A 16,590-nucleotide genomic window follows, 5' to 3' on the forward strand; every position below is an offset into this window, starting at 1 on the left:
CCCGGGCCGCGACGCCCGCCCCATCCGGCGTCCAGAAGGAAGAAGGAGACACGACGACATGGCATTGGACCGCACGCTGGAGGTGCTCGCCGTCTGCGGCGTGGGCATGGGATCCAGCCTGATGCTCAAGATGACCGCCGAGGACGCGCTGCGCGCCCTGGACGTGGACGCCCGCGTGGAGAACACCGACATCTCCACCGCCCGCGGCATGACCCCGGACGTGATCATCGGGCAGGGCATGCACACCAGCGAGATCGAGGACCTGGCCCCGGTGGTGATCACGGTGACCGACTTCCTCGACAAGGAGGGCCTGCAGGCCCGCCTGCTCGAGCGGCTGACCGAGAAGGGCTGGCTCGCGTGACGGAGTCCACTGCGGCGGTCGGGGCCCGCGACGGCGTGCCCGCGGCCGGCTGGAAGGAGGCCGTCGAGGCGGCGGCCGCGATCCTGGTCGAGATGGGCGCCGCGGGGGAGGGCTACCCCGCCGCCTGCGTCCGGGTGGTGGAGGAGAACGGCCCCTACATCGTGCTGACCAAGGGCCTGGCGCTGGCGCACGCCCGTCCCGAGGACGGCGGCCTGGGCGTCGGCGTGGCCGCCGCCCGGCTCGCCGAGCCGGTCGAGTTCGGCCACCCCGACAACGACCCGGTCGACCTCCTCCTTGCCTTCTGCACCCCGGACGCCGACGCGCACGTCGCGTCCCTGTCCGCGCTGGCACGGGCGCTGTCGGCGGGGCTGGCCGACCGGCTGCGCGCGGCGCCCGGCCGCGCCGAGATGGCCGCCGAGCTGGAGCGGGCACTGCGTGCCGAGGCCCCGGGGGAGGAGGCGCGCTCCGATGCCTGAGGCCCTCCGGAGGACCTCCTACCCTGATCGCGTCCGATCGCTGCTGGACGAGGTCGACGCCCGATCCGGGACGGCGATCGCCGACGCCGCCGCGCTGCTCCTTCCGGCGATCGAGGCCGGCGGCATCGTGCACGTCGCCGGCGCCGGCCACTCGCTCGCCCTGGTCTTCGAGACGTTCTACCGGGCCGGCGGCCTGGCCGCGGTCAAGCCGATCTGGGACCCCTCGGTGCTGCCCCTCGACGACGCCCTGCGCAGCACCCGCGCCGAGCGCACCGAGGGCCTGGGCCGCTCGGTCGTCCTGGACGCCGAGCCCGCCCCGCCGGACGTGGCCGTGGTCTTCTCCACCAGCGGCCGCAACCCCTACCCGGTCGAGGTCGCCGCCGAGTGCGCCGGCCGCGGCGTGCCGGTGATCGCCGTGACCTCCCCGGAGGCGTCGCGGGCCGCCGCCGCCCGTGCCGAGACCACGCTGGCCGACCACGCCACGATCGTGCTGGACACCGCCGTGCCGCCGGGGGACGTGCTGCACCCGCCCCAGGCGCCGCGGACCGCCGCCGTCTCCACGATCATGGCCGCCTACGCCTGGTCGCGGGTGCTGGCCGAGCTGGACGACCTCGCCGCCGCCCGCGGCGTCGAGCTGCCCTGCTGGACCAGCGCGAACGTCCCCGGCGGCGACGAGAGCAACCGGGCGCTCCTGGCGCGCTACGGCCACCGCGTCCCCGAACTGGGCGGCCTTCCCGACCCGCAGGCGTGACGGGTCGGGCGGGGTGGACGGCGCACAGCGTGAAAAGGGCGCAGTGGCGCCTCGGGGTGATTGTGGCGGCACCCAACGTCACCATCGATATCCCGTGGTCCGGGGCCCGCGGCGCCCTTCGAGGAAGTGCGGGGTACCACATGGCACCCAAGTAACTGCAGCCACGCGTACTAGTGCGTATGGTTCATTCCATGCCTACGAGTGATGAGCGCGACAATAGCGGCCCCAGGGGGCAGGCCGGGACTTCCGAAGGCGCGGTCTCCGAGGCTGGAACGACCAAAGATGCCACCCCCGCCACCCCCGCCGCTTCCCCCGAGCCCGCCGGCTCCCCGACCGAGGATCCCGCCGACCGGACCGTCGTCGACGCCCCGAGACCCGGGACCAAGCCCGCCGGCAAGGGGACCGCCGCCGGCTCCGGCTCCGCCTCCGCGTCGCCCTCCGGCTCCGGCGACGAGAGCGCGTCGCGCGTCCCCGAGACCAGGACCGAGACCGCCGTGGCCCGCATGGGGGAGCCCGTCGCCGTCTGGCCCTGCGCCAACTGCGGGCGGCCCGTCCCGCAGCCCGTCGGGGCCGTGCGCGCCGTCCGCTACTGCCAGGACAACGACGGCGCCTGCGCCCGCGAGGCCCGCAACCGCCGCGAGCGCGGCCGCGACGCCCCCGGCCTGACCGGCCAGGTCGCCTCCACCTGGGAGATGGTGGAGCGCCTGGAGAAGACCGCCGACCTGCTCGCCGACTCCCTCACCTCCGAGCTGAGCGTCGCCGGGGTCGAGCGCCGCGTCGCCGAGGTGCGCGCCGAGGCCGCCCGCGAGCTGTCCATCGCGCAGAACGAGCGCGACGCCTCCCACCGCCAGGCCGAGGATGCCTGGCAGGAGGCCGCCTCCGCCCGCCAGCGCGCCGAGGCCGCCGAAGGGGAGTCCGCCCGCGCCCGCGAGGAGTCCAAGCTCGCCACCGCCAAGCGCGACGCCGCCCAGCAGGCCTGGGAAGAGGCCCACCAGATCGCCCAGCAGGCGGTCTCCGCCAAGCTGGCCGCCGAGAGCGAGCGCGACCGCATCGCCGCCCGCGAGACCGAGCTGCTGGCCGCGCTGGAGGCCGCGCGCGCCGAACTGGTCACGCTGCACGCCAAGGTCGCCGAGGCCGAGGGCGCCGTCGAGTCGCAGCGGGTCGAGTCCGCCGTGGCCAAGCAGGGCGCCGAGGACCTCCGCAACGCCATGCGCGACACCGAGGCGCAGCGCCAGCGGGCCATGCAGGCCGCCAGCAAGGCCGAGGCCGAGCGCGCCACCGCGCTGCGCGCCCAGTCGGAGGCCGAGGCCGAGACCGTACGGGCCAACGCCCGCGCCGAGGAGGCCGCCAAGGAGCGCGACGCCTCCCTGACCCAGGCCCAGCAGGCCGTCACCGAGCGCGACGAGCTGCAGACCAAGGTCAGCGACCAGGCCCTCCAGCTGCGCCAGCTGTCGCAGTCGGTCGCCGAGCAGCAGGCCGCGCTGGCCGCCCTCGCCGAGGAGCGCGACGCCGCGCGCGCCGAGGCCGACCGGGCCCGCCGCCAGATCGACCAGTTCACCCACAACACGCTGTCGTCCAACATTCCGCCCGGCGGGCGCTACGGCGCGTCCGGCGTCCCGCAGATGGGCCCGGCCCACGGCCAGCCGGGCCAGGGCCAGGGGCAGCCGAGCCAGCCCGGCCAACCGGGCGTTCCGGTCGCCGGACAGGGCGCCCAGCCGCAGGGCGGGCCGCAGGGGCAGAGAGGGCCCGCACAGGGCGGGGGCGCCCCCGTGCCCAGCGGCAGGCAGATGAACGGCGCCGGCGAGCCGAACGACCCGCTCTACACCGGCCCGTGACCGTCCGTCCCTGACCGCAGTCGGTGGCGGTCAGGATGCGCCGCGCGCCCTCACGGCCCGAGGCCCCACTCCGGGCCGCGCTGCGGGGGCGCGCCGCCGACCTCCCGCCCGAGCCCAAGAGGCCCGTGGCAAGGAAGCCTCGTGGCCGGGAGGTCCGCCCGCAGCCGGAGGCTCGTGGTTGGGGGGCCGGCCCGTGGCACGGAAGGCGCGTGGCGGGGTCGCCTGCCTGCGCACTGGCCGTGCTTCGGCGCGCCGCGCGCGACATCCGGTCGCGTGTAGGCCGCCGCCGGGTCGCGGCAGCGGCTACGCCTGTCGGGGCGGGTGGGCGCGGCGCTTCGCGAAGGCCGGGCCGGTTCGGTTGGGGTCAGCCGGTGAGACGGTCCGGGTCGACCTCGATCCAGATCTGCTCGGCGCGGCCGAGGAGCCGGCCGTCCTCGCCGTAGGCGGCCGCCGCCGCGTGCAGCTTGCGCCCCTCCCGGCTGCGCGCCAGGCCCATCACCACGCACCGCTCACCCGCCTCGGGCAGCGCCGTGACCCGGGCCGTCATGGTGCCCAGCACCACCGGCGGGTCGTCCTGGCCGGACGCCAGCCCGCCGGGGCAGTCCAGCACCGCCCACATGATCTCCGGGGCGGGGACCTCTTCGGGCACCCACGGCGTCGCGACGGTCCCCTCACCGACCGGCCCCGGCTCCAGGCACAGCCCGTCGCCCGGCTCGCGGTCGGGCCCGCACACGAAGCACCCCGGGAACGGGTGCCGCTCGGCGGCCCGGTACTTCTCCGCCGCGTCCAGCGCCTCCTCGAACGGCACCTGCGGCACCGCCGGCACCACGATCGCCCCCGCCAGCGCCTCGGCGACCAGCCGGTCGCCGTCCCACAGCCGCGCGCCCAGCCCCCGCTCGTCGTCGGCCGTCACCAGCAGCTCGGTCTCCAGCGGCGGCGGGTGCCGCAACGCCACGGTCACCGTGTCCGACGACACGTGCCCGGCCAGCAGCCCCGCGACATACCCCCCGTTGCCCGATCCCTCGGGACCGCGGTAGCGCGTCTCAATGATCACTTTCTTCCCCCGGACGTTCATCTGTCGTGCCCAAACTGACGGAATCTTAATGAGCCGCTCGGACAACCGTTCGCGCCACCCCGGCGTCCAGGGTCGCGCGCCCGCCGCCGCCCGTCCGGCGGAGGCTCCGGGACGGCATGGGAAACACCGGGCAAGGGGCAGGTGAGGAAAGGGAGGTCTGGCGGAAAGGAGAGGTCGGCTTTACCGTTCAGAGAGCCCGCGACGGCTGCGGGCGCCCGGGACGCGTCGTGAAGAACACCGACAGCGAACCGGTCAGCCGGGCCCGGACGGTCTCCTCGTCGACCGGCCCGTCGTCCCGCACCGGTGTGCGGTCGAGCGCCCGGACGATCAGCCGCTCGATGTTGCGGTCGGCCACCAGCACCGAGCACGTGTCGCACGCGTACCACGGGTACAGCATGTTGAGCACCGCCACCGCGGTGTCGTCGTCCGACAGGTGGGTGGTGTCGAGCTCCACCTCGAACATGTCGGTGTCCTCGGGGTCCAGCGTGGGGTAGTAGAGCCAGCTCGGCCCGGGCACCCCGCAGAAGTCGCACGCGCGGGCGCGCGGCGTCGGCGTGCCGACGGCCAGCTCCAGTTCGTGGTCCCAGGGCTCGACGCGCCGGTTGTGGCGGTAGCCCACGCCGTCCAGGGAGCCTTCGCGGTTGTGGGTCACGTCGTGCACCTCGCCGCCGCAGCGGGCGCACATGAAGCCGATGTCCTCCATGTCCCTCCCCTGATCGCCGGGCACCGGCTCTCACAGTATCCGTCCGGCCCCCAGCATCGAACCATGGACGCGAACCCCGCACCCGAGCCGGGCACCGCCGATCTCCTTACCCCGCAGGCCCCGCGGCCTCCCCTGTCCGCTAGCGTGGTCCGCCGTGACCGACCGGAACCCGGCGCACGGAGGCGGCGCCGACATCGTCCTCAACGCCGACAAGGTGGATCTGGTCCGCGAGGGCCGGACCCTGCTCGACCAGGTCACCCTGACCGTCCTCACCGGCGAGCACTGGGCCCTCCTCGGTCCCAACGGCGCCGGCAAGAGCACCCTCCTGGGCATCCTCGGCGCCTACACCCACCCCACCCGAGGCGCCGCCGAGGTCCTCGGCCACCGGCTCGGCCGCGTCGACGTGCACGCGCTGCGCAAGCTGATCGGCCAGGTCAACCCGCGCCACCCGCTGGAGTCCGCGCGCACCGTACGGGAGATCGTCCTGACCGGGGCGACCGGCACCATCGAGCTGGTGCCCCGCTGGACGCCCACCGAGGACGAGCTGCGCCGCGCCGACGAGCTCATCGAGCTGATGGGCCTCACCCCCCGCACCGGCGCGCGCTGGCCCAACCTGTCCCAGGGCGAGCGGGGCCGGGCGCTGATCGCCCGCGCGCTGATGCCCGAGCCCAGGCTGCTCCTCCTGGACGAGCCCGCCACCGGCCTGGACGTCGCCGCCCGCGAACGCCTGCTGTCGGCCATCGACGAACTCCGCGAAGGCCGCCCCGACCTCACCAGCGTCCTGGTCACCCACCACCTGGAGGAACTGCCGAGCAGCACCAGCCACGCGCTGCTGCTGCGCGACGGCGCCGTCCTGGCCTCCGGCCCCGCCGGAGAGGTCCTCACCACCGAGCTCGTCAGCGCCTGCTTCGACCACCCGATCGAGATCGCCCGCCACAACGGCCGCTGGGCCGCGACCGCCCGGCGCTGACCCGGCCGTTCAGGCGTGGGCCTGCACCCGGTGCCGGGACAGATGGGCGAGCACGGCCTGATTGGCCTCCCACCCGTCGGGGAACTTGACCGGCACGCCCAGATGCACGGGCTCGGTGGACGGGTGCGCGTCCAGGAGTTCGGGGATCCCCGCCCTGGCGACGACGATGCACGCGTGCCGGTGCCGGGACGCCAGCACGCACAGCCGGCCCGACTCCAGATGGAACGCGGTCGCGTCGCGCCGCCCTGACAACGGGTGCAGGACGACGGTGACGTCGTACTCGCGGCCCTGGAGCCGGTTGGCGGTGTCGACCGTGATGCCCTCGCCGTGCTCGCCCAGCGCCGCCCGGATCGCGGTCACCTGGTCGCGGTGCGCCGCGCCGATCGCCACGCGCTCCGCGGTGACGGGCGCGGAGCCCTGCTCGGAATGGGCGACCGGCCCCCGCTGCAGCAGCCGCACGGCGAGCGCCGCCGTCGCGTTCACGGCCTCGGAGTCGGTACGGAGCGTGTGCCGCGCGGGCAGCTCGTACAACGCCCAGCCGGACGCCGCCGCCTCGTCCAGCGCGCGGTCGTAACTGGTGCCCATGCCCTGCGCGCCGTACTCCAGGCGGCGGTCACCCGGACCCGTCCCCGAACGGAACCCGGTGAACGGGTAGAACGCCTCCGACACCACCGGCGCCGCCGAGGCGGGCAGCCGCCAGGACACCGGAAGGCGGTGCAGCGGCAGATCCGGGTTGTGCGCGAGCAGGACCGACACGGCGCTGCGCATCGGGTCCCACGACAGGCCCGCCCAGCGCTCCACCTCGACGGTCGAGAACGGGTCGAGCTGACCAGGGTCGCCCACGAACAGCGCCCGCTCGAACCGCCCGGCGATCCGCAGCAGCATGTCCGAGCGCATCTGGTACGCCTCGTCCACGATCGCCCACGGCCACGAGCCGTCGGTCAGCGTCGCCCACTTGGCGGCGGTCGCGATGACGACCATGCGGTCGGCGAACTGGTCGGCCTTCGTCGCCACCTTCACGCCCGGGTACGCCGCGACGCGATCGGAGATGGTGTAGGTGGAGGCCGACAGCCGTCCGAGCGTGACGTCGGGATGCTTCCCGGCGATCCGGTCGATGAGGTCGTCGACCTGCTCGTTGGTCTGCGCGACGATCATCAGCCGCTCACCGGCGGCGGCCAGGTGCGCGGCCGCCCGCACCACCAGCGTCGACTTGCCCGCGCCGGGCGGGGAGTCGACCACCACGCCGCGATGCCCGCCGTCGAGGTCGGCCAGCACCTCCTCGACCACCTTGGTCGCCGCCACGGAGGGATCGAGCCCGAACTCCTCCGCCTCGCCCATGGCGTTCCTCCCCCGTCCGTCCGGCTCGCTCATGACCACTCCTCCGCCGCGTCCTCGTCGCTGGGGACGTACTCGTCGGGCGGGCCGCCGTGCGTCCACGGCGTGTCCTCGCGGTCGGGGAACTTCGCCGCGCCCCACGAGTCGGCGGTGCGCGAGGTGAACACCACCCGGGCGCCGGCCTCCGGGACGACGCCGGGTTCGGGCACCAGCTTGCGGCCCATGCCCCCGGTCAGCTCCAGCAGCACCTCGCCCGCCGCGGCGTCGATCTCCACCACGCGGCCCTTGAGCGCCGGCCGGGACGCGTCGCACACCGTGGCGCCCGTGTCGAGCCGCACCGGGTCCTCCGTCGCGACGACCACGTGCGGGCGGAGCTTGGGGCGCTTGCCCGTCTCGTCCAGCCGGGTCGGGTCGCTGGCGACGACCGTGCCGCCGAACGCCTGGCCGGTGAGCCGGTGCTCGGCCATGACGAGCGGGTCGTCGAAGGCGCGCTGGGCGTCGTAGGCGTCCTGGGCGCGCTCCAGGTCGTGCAGGCGGCGGGCGGCGCGCACCGGCGGATCGCGCCGGGCCTGCGGGTACGCCTCGCCGAACGTCTGGTGGTAGTAGGTGAAGGAGTCGCGGTCGCGTTCCCAGCGGGAGGCCACGCTCGCGCCCGGCGGCAGCGCGCGCAGCACGTCCACCGCCCGCCACATCACCTCCCAGGTGGGGGTGAGCTGCTCGGCGATGACGTTGCGGACCCGCTCCTCGGCGCGCGGGTCGCGGCCCGCGTGGTCGTAGGCGGCGATGGCCGGGGCGAGCACCTCGTTGTCGAACGACGGGTCGGTCGTCGGACCGGCCGGGGGCCAGGCGACCGGGTCCTCGGCCAGCGCGGCGGCGGCCGGGCCGTCCAGGCCGTCGGGCGGGGCGATCCAGCCCAGCAGCGCGGCGAGGTTGCCGTCCTCCAGGGCGCTCTGCCCGGTCGCCCAGTGCAGCCGCAGCGTCTCGGTCATCGCCAGCAGCAGCGACGAGCCGGGGTGGTCGTTGCGGTCGGCGAACCACGTCAGCCAGCGGCCCAGCACCGGCACGGCGGCGTCGACCGCGTACGGCCCCTCGGTGCGCCGGAACCGCGTCGAGCGGCCCAGCAGCCGCAGGAACCCGACCCCGCCCCGGTTCGGCACCAGCAGCTGCGGGGCGTCGGCGTACCGGATCCGCTCCTCGCCCTCCTTGCCCGCCGGCAGCTCCTCCACGCCGCCGCGGCTGGTCTCCACGTGGTTGAGGACCAGCTTGGCCAGGTCGGCGGCGAACGCGAACCGCAGGTCGCGGTTGCGCGGCTGCGGGACGACCAGCAGCGTCGGATCGGCGCGGTCGGCGCCCAGCATCACCGCCAGCGGCGCGGCCGCCTCACCGGCCAGCTTCAGCGGGATCAGGACGAGCGGCGCGTCCGACACGTGGCAGTGCCGGACCGTCGCCAGGGGCTGGGCGCGGCCGGTCGCGGCCGCCTCCAGCTGGGCGAGCGAGGTGAGCACGCTCACGTCGCGGGGACCTCCGCCCTCTCGCCGTGGGACGGGACGACGGGGGCGCGGAGCGGGGCCCGGGGCGAGCCCGTCATGCCGCCCCGCCCAGGACCTCGCGGCGCAGCCGCGCGGCGGTGCGCAGCTGCACCGCCGTCTCGGCCAGGTCGTCGGACGGCTCGAGCGTGCCCTCGGCCAGCCCCAGCGCCGTGCCGATCGAGTCGACCCCGCCCAGGTCGTCCCGGACCGAGCGGCCGAGCGTTCCGGTGGCGCCGCAGGCCCGCGCCTCGTCCCGGCAGAAGAAGGCCATCTCGCAGCTCGACATGCAGTCGGGCGCGTACCGAGCCTCCACCGCGCGCACCGCCTCGGGCAGCGCGTCGCCCGGCGCGAACGTCAGGTCCGGCGGCAGCTCGCCGACGATCCGGTCGATCTTGGTGAGCCTGGCCAGCTGCCGCTCCAGCACCGCCAGCTGCGGGCGCACGTCCAGCGGCGTGGCGGTGGGCCGGTTGGAGAAGTTCTCCGGGCAGACCAGGAACACCTCGTGCGAGACCCGGTCGGGCCGGTGGCCCAGCTCGGCCACCAGGCGGCGCAGCGCCAGCACGTACACGGCGGACTGGCGGGCGGCGGCGGCCACCTGCTCGGGCTCGGCCTGCCCGTCCACCACCGCGAACGACTTGATCTCGATGACGTGCAGCCGGCCGCGCAGCTGGAAGGCGATGACGTCGGGCTCCAGATAGGCGACCTGGCCCGCGATCTCCAGCCGCAGCAGCGGATGGTCGAACAGCGTGCCCTCGCCCGACTCCAGCGCCCGCGCCAGCAGCCGCCGGGTGCGGGCGTGCCGCAGCTCGCGGCCCTCGTTCCCGGCGACGACCTCCAGGTCGTCGTAGGCGACCTCGGGCACCTCCAGGCCGAGCCGCTCGCGCAGCAGGGTGAGCAGCTCGGCGCAGCCGTCCGCCTTGACCTGGGCCTCGAACACGTTCCCGCGCGTGATGGCGAACTGCGACTGGCCGAACGGCGAGGGGAACCCGAGCTCCCGCGCGAGGAAGTCCTTGTCGACCCCGGCGGCGTCCATCACCCCGCGGCGCGCGCAACCGGGATTGGCGGTCAGCGCGGCGATGGTGCGGGCGTCGTGGTTGCGGGGCGGGGTGCCGCCGCGCAGCCGGTCCAGGTCGAAGTCCAGTGCGGTATCGGTATCGCTCATCGGTCGTCCTCGTGGGTGGCGCGGTGCGGCCGGAGCGCCGAGGAGGCCGGCGACTCGGGCCTGCGGGGTTTGCGGGAGGCGGTGCCCCCGCCCTTCGCGCGGCGCTGCCGGAGCGCCGGCGGGGCCGGCGGCTTCTCCTCGGCGGCGCGCGTGTTCTCGGACGCGCGGGAGCCCTTCGCGGTGCCGCGCGGGGCGCGCGAGCGCGGGCCGCCGCCACCGGCGCCCGCACCGGGCGTGCCGGCCGGGCGGATGCGCGCCGGGGCCGCGGGCTGCGCGCTCGCCGGTGAGGCGGACCCTCGCGCGGTGGCGCCCGGGACGGCGCCCGTCGGGCCCGCCGGTCCGTTGGTGCCCGTGGCGGCGGCGGTGCGCATGGCGCGCAGCCGGCTGCCGAAGAGGCGTTCGGCGTCGTCCAGGCGGCTCAGCGCACGCTCGGCGGCCTCGCGCCGCTGCCCGCCGTCGGCCGCGCGGTGCACCTCCAGCTCCGCCGCGGCGGCCTCGGCCAGCGCGGCCGGCTCGACGGTGCCCACCGAGCCCCCGGTCGTGCCCGGGATGTTGGCGGCGAACCGCCACAGCAGCCGCTGCACGGCGGGCGAGGGCGAGGCGCCGCCGCGACCGGCGTGCTCGGCGATCCGGAGCGCGGCGGTGAGGAAGTCGGTGCGCGCGCTCAGCGGCCCGACCACCCGCTGCTCCAGCGGCCAGGTGCTCACGGTGATCAGGCCGCGGGCGGGCGCGAGCATGTCGGCGGTAAGGGCCGCGCACAGGTAGTAGGGGCGCGAGTAGGGCGAGGTGCGGAACGAGCGCTCCTCGTCGCGGCGCAGGCTGGTGAGCCGGCTCCCCGCGATCTCGCCGGGGAAGAACGCCGCGTACACCGACCCGATCAGCTTCGGCGCGGCCGGGACGCTCAGCAGCGTCAGCGCCTGGTGCACCTGCTCGCGAACGGGGACCAGCCCGCGTTCGCGCTCGGCGCCCCGTCCCGTGACGGCGCGCTCAGCGGCGCGGCGCTCCGCGGCGGGTCGATCCGCTGCGGGCTCGTCATCGGCCTCGGCGGGCTGCGCGGGGCCCTCGCCGAGGACCGCGTCGTCCCAGGCGTCCTCGGCGCGGCGCAGCTCGGCGCGCAGCGTCCGGGCGGCGGCGCGGTCGCCCCGCGCCATCGCCCGGCGTACCGAGGCGCGCAGTTCCGCGATGCGCGCCTCCAGCGCCTCGGGGCTCGGTACGCCGGGTGACGGGGACATGCGGGTGAGAGTACAGGAGCTTCCAGACACTTCCAGTGTTTTCCAGTTTCGCGCGTGGCGCGTGTCAGGCCGCGGGATCCTCGCCCGGCGGCTTGCGCCAGGTGACCGAGTAGCGCCAGAGCGCGTGCCGTTGGAAACGCGCGCCCGGAAGCAGGCGCTGGGACTCCTGCCGGACCTGCCCCCACGTCATGCCCGGCTCGGCCAGCGGCGCACCCGGCTCGCCCGCGCGCCTGCGATGGCGAAGCCGGTGGTAGTGGTGCACCGGCACGCCCGCGAGCGAGTACAGCAGGTCACCCGCCGACCCCGTCCGGGCCAGGCCGATGACGACCAGGGTCCCACGTGGACGCAGCAGTTCGCGCATCCTGGTGAGCGCCGCGCCGAAATCCATGTGATGGACCGTCGCGACGCTGCAGACGAAGTCGTACCCCTCCCGCGGCAGATCGTGCGAGAGCAGGTCGGCCTCGACGAAGCCGACGTTCGCCAGGTGCCCGCTCGCCTCCCGCGCCGCGGCGACCATCCCGGCGGACCTGTCCAGCCCCGTGACCTGCCCGGACCGCGCCGCCAGCCGCCGCACGAGCAGCCCGTCGCCGCACCCGGCGTCCAGCGCGTCCCGGCAACCGCGCGGCACGGCCCGCAGCACCAGGCCGTGGTAGTGCGTGTTGTGGTTCCAGTAGCCGCCGGCCGCGGGATCGGAGGCCGTCGCCGCCATGGGGTCCCTCCTCTGCGCCGTCACCGGCGCCGGTCGCGGCGGAGGGGGTGGTCCACCGGGATCTCCACGATAACGATCTTCACGCCGTCCGGGTCCTCGATCCACATCTCCACCAGCCCCCACGGCTCCACCCGCGGCTCCCGCAGGACGGTGACGCCCGCCGCCGACAGCCGGTCGTGCTCGGCCCGGACATCGCGCACCTGCAGCCAGATCATCGTCCCGCCGGTCTCGCCCGAACCGTGACCGGAGACCTCCAGGAACCCCGTGCCGATGAAGAACACCATGCCCGGGGCGTCCTCCGGGCCGAACTCCCGGTACACCGCCAGGCCCAGCACGTCGCGGTAGAAGCGTTGGGCGCGGCCCGCGTCGGCGGGCCGCAGCAGGATCCGGCTGCTCAGAATCTCCATGCGCCCCATCTTTCTACGGCGTCCGGCCCCGCCCTCCCGCGCGGTGCGGACCGGGGGTTCCGCGGGACGGCCCGCACGTGCCAGCCTGGTGCCCATGATCGAAACGGCGGGCGCGAGGACATGGCTGATCAGGCACGGGCAGAGCGAGTCGAACGCGGGACTGCCCACCGACGGACCCGGCGCCGCGCCGCTCACCCCACTCGGCCGCGCCCAGGCCGAGCGCGTCGCCGCCGCCTTCACCGAACCGCCCGCGCTGATCGTGAGCTCCTCGTTCGTCCGGGCCCGCGAGACCGCGCGGCTCACCAGGGAACGCTTCCCCGAGGTGCCCTACGAGGAGTGGCCCGTCCAGGAGTTCACGTTCCTGGGAAGCCTGCACGGCCCGCGCACGACCAACGCCGAACGCCGTCCCCACAGCCTCGCCTACTGGGAGCGCTGCGACCCCGGATACGTCAACGGCGGCGACGGCGAGTCGTTCAAGGACCTCATCGCCCGCACGCGCGACCTCGTCGAACGCCTCAACCGCCGGACCGGCGACGGTCTCGTGGCGGTCTTCACGCACGGCCTCTACATGCGCGCGCTCATCTGGTCGCTGTCCACGGGCGTCACCGCCCCGGACGCCGCGGCGATGGGCATGTTCCGCCATTTCCTGAGGGGCTGCTCCGTCCCCAACGGCGCCATCGTCGAACTCCGCGCGGACCCCTCCGCCCCGGACGGACTCCGCCAGCTCGCGGGCTCCTTCACCCACCTGCTCGAAGCCCCCCTCACCGACACCCCACCCGCCGACGCGCCGTCCACCGAAGCCGTCGGCTGAACCCCGTCGACCGCGCCTCAAGACGAGCCGGGCGCGGTGGCCTGGGCGGAGAAGCCGGCGAAGTAGGTGGCGGCCATGTCCTCGTCGCCGTGCCCCTGGTCGATCGCGCGGCGGAAGCGTTGGTTCGCGGCGTCGGTCATGTCCACCCGGATCCCCGCCGAACGCGCCGCCTCACCGATGAGGCGGGTGTCCTTCTCCGCGTTGCGCAGGGTGAAACTCGGCTCGAAGTCGCCGTCCCGGATCGCCTTCATCGGGTACTCCGACGAAACCCCCGGCTTCAATCTGCCGCCCACGGCGGATTTCAGGAACCCCGGGCGCGGTCTGCGGTCTCGGTGCTACCGTCTGTGATGCCTGGCCGGTGGAGACCGAGCTGGCCGGGTCATGCTGGTCGAGCGGCTGGAGTACAAGATCGATCCCGCGTTCACCTTGCAGCGCTGCTTGGCGTGCGGGACCCGGGACGTGGAGGCGCGCGAGAGCCAAGCGCGTTTCCGGGTGCGGGTCCTGCGGTTTCGCCTGCAATGCTGATGTGAACGCGGCACGCAAGATCGCACGCGGGCCTGGGCTCGTGTGCACGGCGGCCGGACCGGCCGTTGCTGCGCGGGGACGCTCCGGGTTGCCGGGGCGGACGAACCGCGAACCTCAACCTGTTGTCCTCCCCTGAGGTCACGGGTTGGAATCCCCTCGTTCACGAGGGGAGGAGGTCAACTTGGCCTGCAGGTAGACGCTGTCCTGGGCCGCCGGAGACCACCTCGGGGTCGTCGGCGGCCTCGGCCGGTGACCCCGCCACCGTGGCGCCGTCGGCCGCGAGCGGCTCGGCGCGCGAGCGCGTACGGTTCCAGACCCGGAGCTCGAACCCGTGCCGGAGCAGGTTGCGGGCCATCGCCGTGCCCATGATCCCGGTTCCCAGCAGCGCGACTGCGGTCATGATCGGTCCTTCCGTGCAGAACGGTTATGTACTGATTAGTCCAAATTGCGGAACGAACCTGCTCCTCCGGTCGTGCTCCCTTGAAGAGGAGGCGAAACGCGCCGGCGAGGACCGTCAGCCGTAGGCGGGGCTCTCCTCGGGCGCCTCGACCGGCGCCTCGGTGTACGGCGCGGCGAACACGTCCAGCGTGCGCTCCAGATTCGCCGACCACCAGCCCACCAGGGCCGCCGCCCGGACGCCCGTCGCCGGCTCCTCGCCCGAGCCCTCGTCGCCCACGTAGCGGTGCCGCAGCGGAGCGACGTCGCAGAGCCGCTCCCACCACTCCCGATGCACCGCGGCCTGGATCTGCCCCGCGTCCAGCGGGAACGCCGCGCGATGCCCCCGGATGAACGCCATCACCCGGTCGAGGTCGAGGCCGGGCTCGTCCTCGCACGCGAACAGCGCCGCCGCCGAGCGCACCAGTTCCCCGGCCACCGGACCCGTCGTCATCGCGCCCCAGCCGAGCACCGCCGTCACGTTCCCCGAACCCCCGTACCGCAGGTTGCCCTCGTGGAACGCGCCGTGCAGATGGCCGACCGTGCTCACCTCGATCTCCGGCGGCTGGTGGTCGGCCAGCTCGGTGAGCAGCGCCCGCCGCTCGCGCAGGCGCCGCTCGGAGAGCGCGGCGAAGTCGTTGCCGTCGCCGGGCAGCCCGGCGAGCATCCCGTCGATCGCCGCCACCGCGTCGGCGGCGCGCGGCGTCGGCACCAGCAGGCTCTGCTGGACGGGCGCGGTCAGCCGGTCCATCGCCGCGTGCAGCTCACCGAGGAGCCCGCCGAGCCGTTCGCACTGGCCGAAGGTGAGCTCCAGGCCGCCGCGCCGCCGTCCCTCCACCCACGGGAACAGCGCGAACCCGCGCCCGCCCGCCGTGACCAGCGTCCGGCCCCCGCGCACCGCCGGAACGGGCGCCAGCACCGGAAGCCCCGCCGCGTCCAGCGCCGCGGTCACCTCGTGCTGGAACGCCGCGCGGCGGCGGCCGCCCTCCCCGTACTCCTTCAGGAAGAACGACCCCGAACCGGTGTCGGCCCGCCAGCGGCGGGGCGCGATCGGCGCCGGCGGCGCCGGATCGGCGATACCCCAGCGCTTCAGCAGGCGCGGCGGCGGATCCCCGCCGTCGGCGCTCCGTGACGTCGGCACCTCAGCACCCCGGTGGCTTCTGGACGGTCGAACGCGTGTTCCCACCGACGCTACACGCCCCCGCCCTTCCCGTGAAAGAGAACCACGCGAACAGAGGCGGGAGCGCCGCGGGCGGTCAGACCCGCTCGAGGATGACGACCGGGATCTCCCGCTCGGTCTTGGTCTGGTACTCGTCGTACGCCGGCCAGGTCGCGGTCATCTTCTGCCAGAGGCGCGCCTTCTCCTCCGGGGTCGCCGTGCGCGCGCGGGCGCGGAACTTCTCGGCGCGCACCTGCACCTCGACATCCGGGCTCGCCTGCAGGTTGAGGTACCAGTCGGGGTGCGCGTCATCGCCCCCCTTGGACGCCACCACGACGGGGTTCTCGTCGTCCCACTGGTAGATGAGCGGCATGGTGTACTGCTTGCCGCTGCGCCGGCCCGTCGTCGTGAGCAGCAGCGTCGTGGTGCCCTGCCAGTCGTGGCCCTCCGCTCCGTCCGTCTCGCGGTAGCGCTTGACGTGCTCTTGCCCAAACAGCATCGAGATCCCTCTTCTCCGATGTATCAAACGTCCACGGGTCTCCACATCAACCGCGGCCCCTGCGAGGACCTTCCCGCGTTCGCAACGATCAATACGGAACGATCACTACGCTGAACCGATGAGCTCTGCCGACGAGGTGGCGCGACGCTGCGCCGAGACCCTGCGCGAACGCGACCGGGTGGCGGCCGACCTCGGCATGGAGGTCACCGGCGTGGCCCCGGGACGGGCGCGGGTCCGCATGACCGTCACCCCCGCGATGGTCAACGGCCACGGCCTCGCCCACGGCGGCTACCTGTTCCTGCTGGCCGACTCCGCCTTCGCCTACGCCTGCAACACCCACGACCGCGTCACCGTCGCCGCGGCCGCCGACATCGTCTTCGCCGCCCCCGCCCACGACGGCGACGTACTGGAGGCCTCCGCCGCCGAACGCCTCCGCTTCGGCCGCGGAGGCGTCTACGACGTCACGGTGCGGAGAGTCTCCGACGGCACCGTCATCGCCGAGTTCCGAGGCACCGGCCGCAGCCGCGACCGTCGCGTCCTGCCGGATTGAACCCGCCCCCCGGGGAAGGGAATGACGCGCGGGAGCCGCCGGGTTGTCGCGGGGGACGGAAATCGA

The 16,590-nt window shown here is 74.8% G+C and carries 20 protein-coding genes; 8 read left to right on the plus strand and 12 right to left on the minus strand.

Features of this window, described 5'->3' with window-relative positions; translation table 11 throughout:
- Positions 1-58: 58 nt before the first annotated feature.
- The 4 genes from ACZ466_RS41880 to ACZ466_RS41895 all read left to right on the plus strand — a co-directional run bounded on the left by ACZ466_RS41880 (position 59) and on the right by ACZ466_RS41895 (position 3,423).
- Positions 59-361 (plus strand): PTS sugar transporter subunit IIB, encoded by a 303-nt coding sequence (locus ACZ466_RS41880; RefSeq protein WP_378286780.1) that lies wholly within the window; start codon positions 59-61, stop codon positions 359-361.
- Complete coding sequence (locus tag ACZ466_RS41885) at positions 358-837, plus strand: PTS sugar transporter subunit IIA (RefSeq protein ID WP_378286781.1); 480 nt, start codon at positions 358-360, stop codon at positions 835-837. The genes ACZ466_RS41880 and ACZ466_RS41885 overlap by 4 nt, the downstream gene beginning before the upstream one ends.
- A complete protein-coding gene (locus tag ACZ466_RS41890) occupies positions 830-1,588 on the plus strand; it encodes a sugar isomerase domain-containing protein (RefSeq protein ID WP_378286782.1) in 759 nt (252 codons plus the stop codon). The genes ACZ466_RS41885 and ACZ466_RS41890 overlap by 8 nt, the downstream gene beginning before the upstream one ends.
- Before the next feature lie 191 nt (positions 1,589-1,779).
- A complete protein-coding gene (locus ACZ466_RS41895) occupies positions 1,780-3,423 on the plus strand; it encodes a coiled-coil domain-containing protein (RefSeq protein WP_378286783.1) in 1,644 nt (547 codons plus the stop codon).
- 364 nt (positions 3,424-3,787) lie between these two features.
- Here the strand turns inward: ACZ466_RS41895 and ACZ466_RS41900 are convergent, their stop codons facing one another.
- Positions 3,788-4,477 carry a hypothetical protein gene (locus ACZ466_RS41900; protein ID WP_378286784.1) on the minus strand — a complete coding sequence of 230 codons (690 nt, stop codon included), beginning with the start codon at positions 4,475-4,477 and terminating at the stop codon, positions 3,788-3,790.
- Between the two features lie 208 nt (positions 4,478-4,685).
- A complete protein-coding gene (locus tag ACZ466_RS41905) occupies positions 4,686-5,201 on the minus strand; it encodes a hypothetical protein (RefSeq protein WP_378286785.1) in 516 nt (171 codons plus the stop codon).
- A 154-nt stretch (positions 5,202-5,355) separates the two neighbouring features.
- Here ACZ466_RS41905 and ACZ466_RS41910 point away from each other — a divergent pair, with 154 nt between their 5' ends.
- On the plus strand, positions 5,356-6,171 hold the full coding sequence (locus ACZ466_RS41910; protein WP_378286786.1) for an ABC transporter ATP-binding protein: 816 nt from the start codon (positions 5,356-5,358) through the stop codon (positions 6,169-6,171).
- A gap of 9 nt (positions 6,172-6,180) precedes the next feature.
- On the opposite strand, the gene ACZ466_RS41915 is transcribed toward ACZ466_RS41910, so the two are convergent.
- The 6 genes from ACZ466_RS41915 to ACZ466_RS41940 form a co-directional block, all read right to left on the minus strand.
- On the minus strand, positions 6,181-7,542 hold the full coding sequence (locus ACZ466_RS41915; protein ID WP_378286787.1) for an AAA family ATPase: 1,362 nt from the start codon (positions 7,540-7,542) through the stop codon (positions 6,181-6,183).
- On the minus strand, positions 7,539-9,017 hold the full coding sequence (locus ACZ466_RS41920) for a hypothetical protein (RefSeq protein ID WP_378286788.1): 1,479 nt from the start codon (positions 9,015-9,017) through the stop codon (positions 7,539-7,541). Before ACZ466_RS41920 ends, ACZ466_RS41915 begins: the two co-directional genes overlap by 4 nt.
- Before the next feature lie 73 nt (positions 9,018-9,090).
- On the minus strand, positions 9,091-10,197 hold the full coding sequence (locus ACZ466_RS41925) for a hypothetical protein (RefSeq protein ID WP_378286789.1): 1,107 nt from the start codon (positions 10,195-10,197) through the stop codon (positions 9,091-9,093).
- Positions 10,194-11,429 carry a hypothetical protein gene (locus ACZ466_RS41930; protein ID WP_464041890.1) on the minus strand — a complete coding sequence of 412 codons (1,236 nt, stop codon included), beginning with the start codon at positions 11,427-11,429 and terminating at the stop codon, positions 10,194-10,196. Before ACZ466_RS41930 ends, ACZ466_RS41925 begins: the two co-directional genes overlap by 4 nt.
- A gap of 64 nt (positions 11,430-11,493) precedes the next feature.
- Positions 11,494-12,138: a class I SAM-dependent methyltransferase gene (locus ACZ466_RS41935; RefSeq protein ID WP_378291766.1), complete on the minus strand. Its 645-nt coding sequence runs from the start codon at positions 12,136-12,138 to the stop codon at positions 11,494-11,496.
- A 20-nt stretch (positions 12,139-12,158) separates the two neighbouring features.
- Positions 12,159-12,545, minus strand: a complete 387-nt coding sequence (locus ACZ466_RS41940) for a VOC family protein (protein ID WP_378291768.1) — start codon at positions 12,543-12,545, stop codon at positions 12,159-12,161.
- 94 nt (positions 12,546-12,639) lie between these two features.
- Here ACZ466_RS41940 and ACZ466_RS41945 point away from each other — a divergent pair, with 94 nt between their 5' ends.
- Positions 12,640-13,356: a histidine phosphatase family protein gene (locus ACZ466_RS41945; protein ID WP_378291770.1), complete on the plus strand. Its 717-nt coding sequence runs from the start codon at positions 12,640-12,642 to the stop codon at positions 13,354-13,356.
- A 17-nt stretch (positions 13,357-13,373) separates the two neighbouring features.
- Here ACZ466_RS41945 and ACZ466_RS41950 read toward each other — a convergent pair whose 3' ends face one another.
- Positions 13,374-13,607, minus strand: a complete 234-nt coding sequence (locus ACZ466_RS41950; RefSeq protein WP_378291772.1) for an NAD-binding protein — start codon at positions 13,605-13,607, stop codon at positions 13,374-13,376.
- Between the two features lie 130 nt (positions 13,608-13,737).
- Here ACZ466_RS41950 and ACZ466_RS41955 point away from each other — a divergent pair, with 130 nt between their 5' ends.
- Positions 13,738-13,881 (plus strand): hypothetical protein, encoded by a 144-nt coding sequence (locus tag ACZ466_RS41955; protein WP_378291774.1) that lies wholly within the window; start codon positions 13,738-13,740, stop codon positions 13,879-13,881.
- A 160-nt stretch (positions 13,882-14,041) separates the two neighbouring features.
- On the opposite strand, the gene ACZ466_RS41960 is transcribed toward ACZ466_RS41955, so the two are convergent.
- From ACZ466_RS41960 to ACZ466_RS41970, 3 genes are all read right to left on the minus strand, one after another.
- Complete coding sequence (locus tag ACZ466_RS41960) at positions 14,042-14,281, minus strand: NAD(P)-binding domain-containing protein (RefSeq protein ID WP_378291776.1); 240 nt, start codon at positions 14,279-14,281, stop codon at positions 14,042-14,044.
- A 114-nt stretch (positions 14,282-14,395) separates the two neighbouring features.
- Entirely contained in the window at positions 14,396-15,457 is a 1,062-nt protein-coding gene (locus tag ACZ466_RS41965) for a phosphotransferase enzyme family protein (RefSeq protein ID WP_378291779.1), read from the minus strand.
- 115 nt (positions 15,458-15,572) lie between these two features.
- Complete coding sequence (locus ACZ466_RS41970; protein ID WP_378291781.1) at positions 15,573-15,974, minus strand: nitroreductase family deazaflavin-dependent oxidoreductase; 402 nt, start codon at positions 15,972-15,974, stop codon at positions 15,573-15,575.
- A gap of 118 nt (positions 15,975-16,092) precedes the next feature.
- Between ACZ466_RS41970 and paaI the strand changes: the two genes are divergently transcribed.
- Entirely contained in the window at positions 16,093-16,524 is a 432-nt protein-coding gene (gene paaI, locus ACZ466_RS41975; protein WP_378291783.1) for a hydroxyphenylacetyl-CoA thioesterase PaaI, read from the plus strand.
- The last annotated feature ends 66 nt before the right edge of the window (positions 16,525-16,590 follow it).

The sequence above is a fragment of the Actinomadura rugatobispora genome (assembly GCF_055379765.1).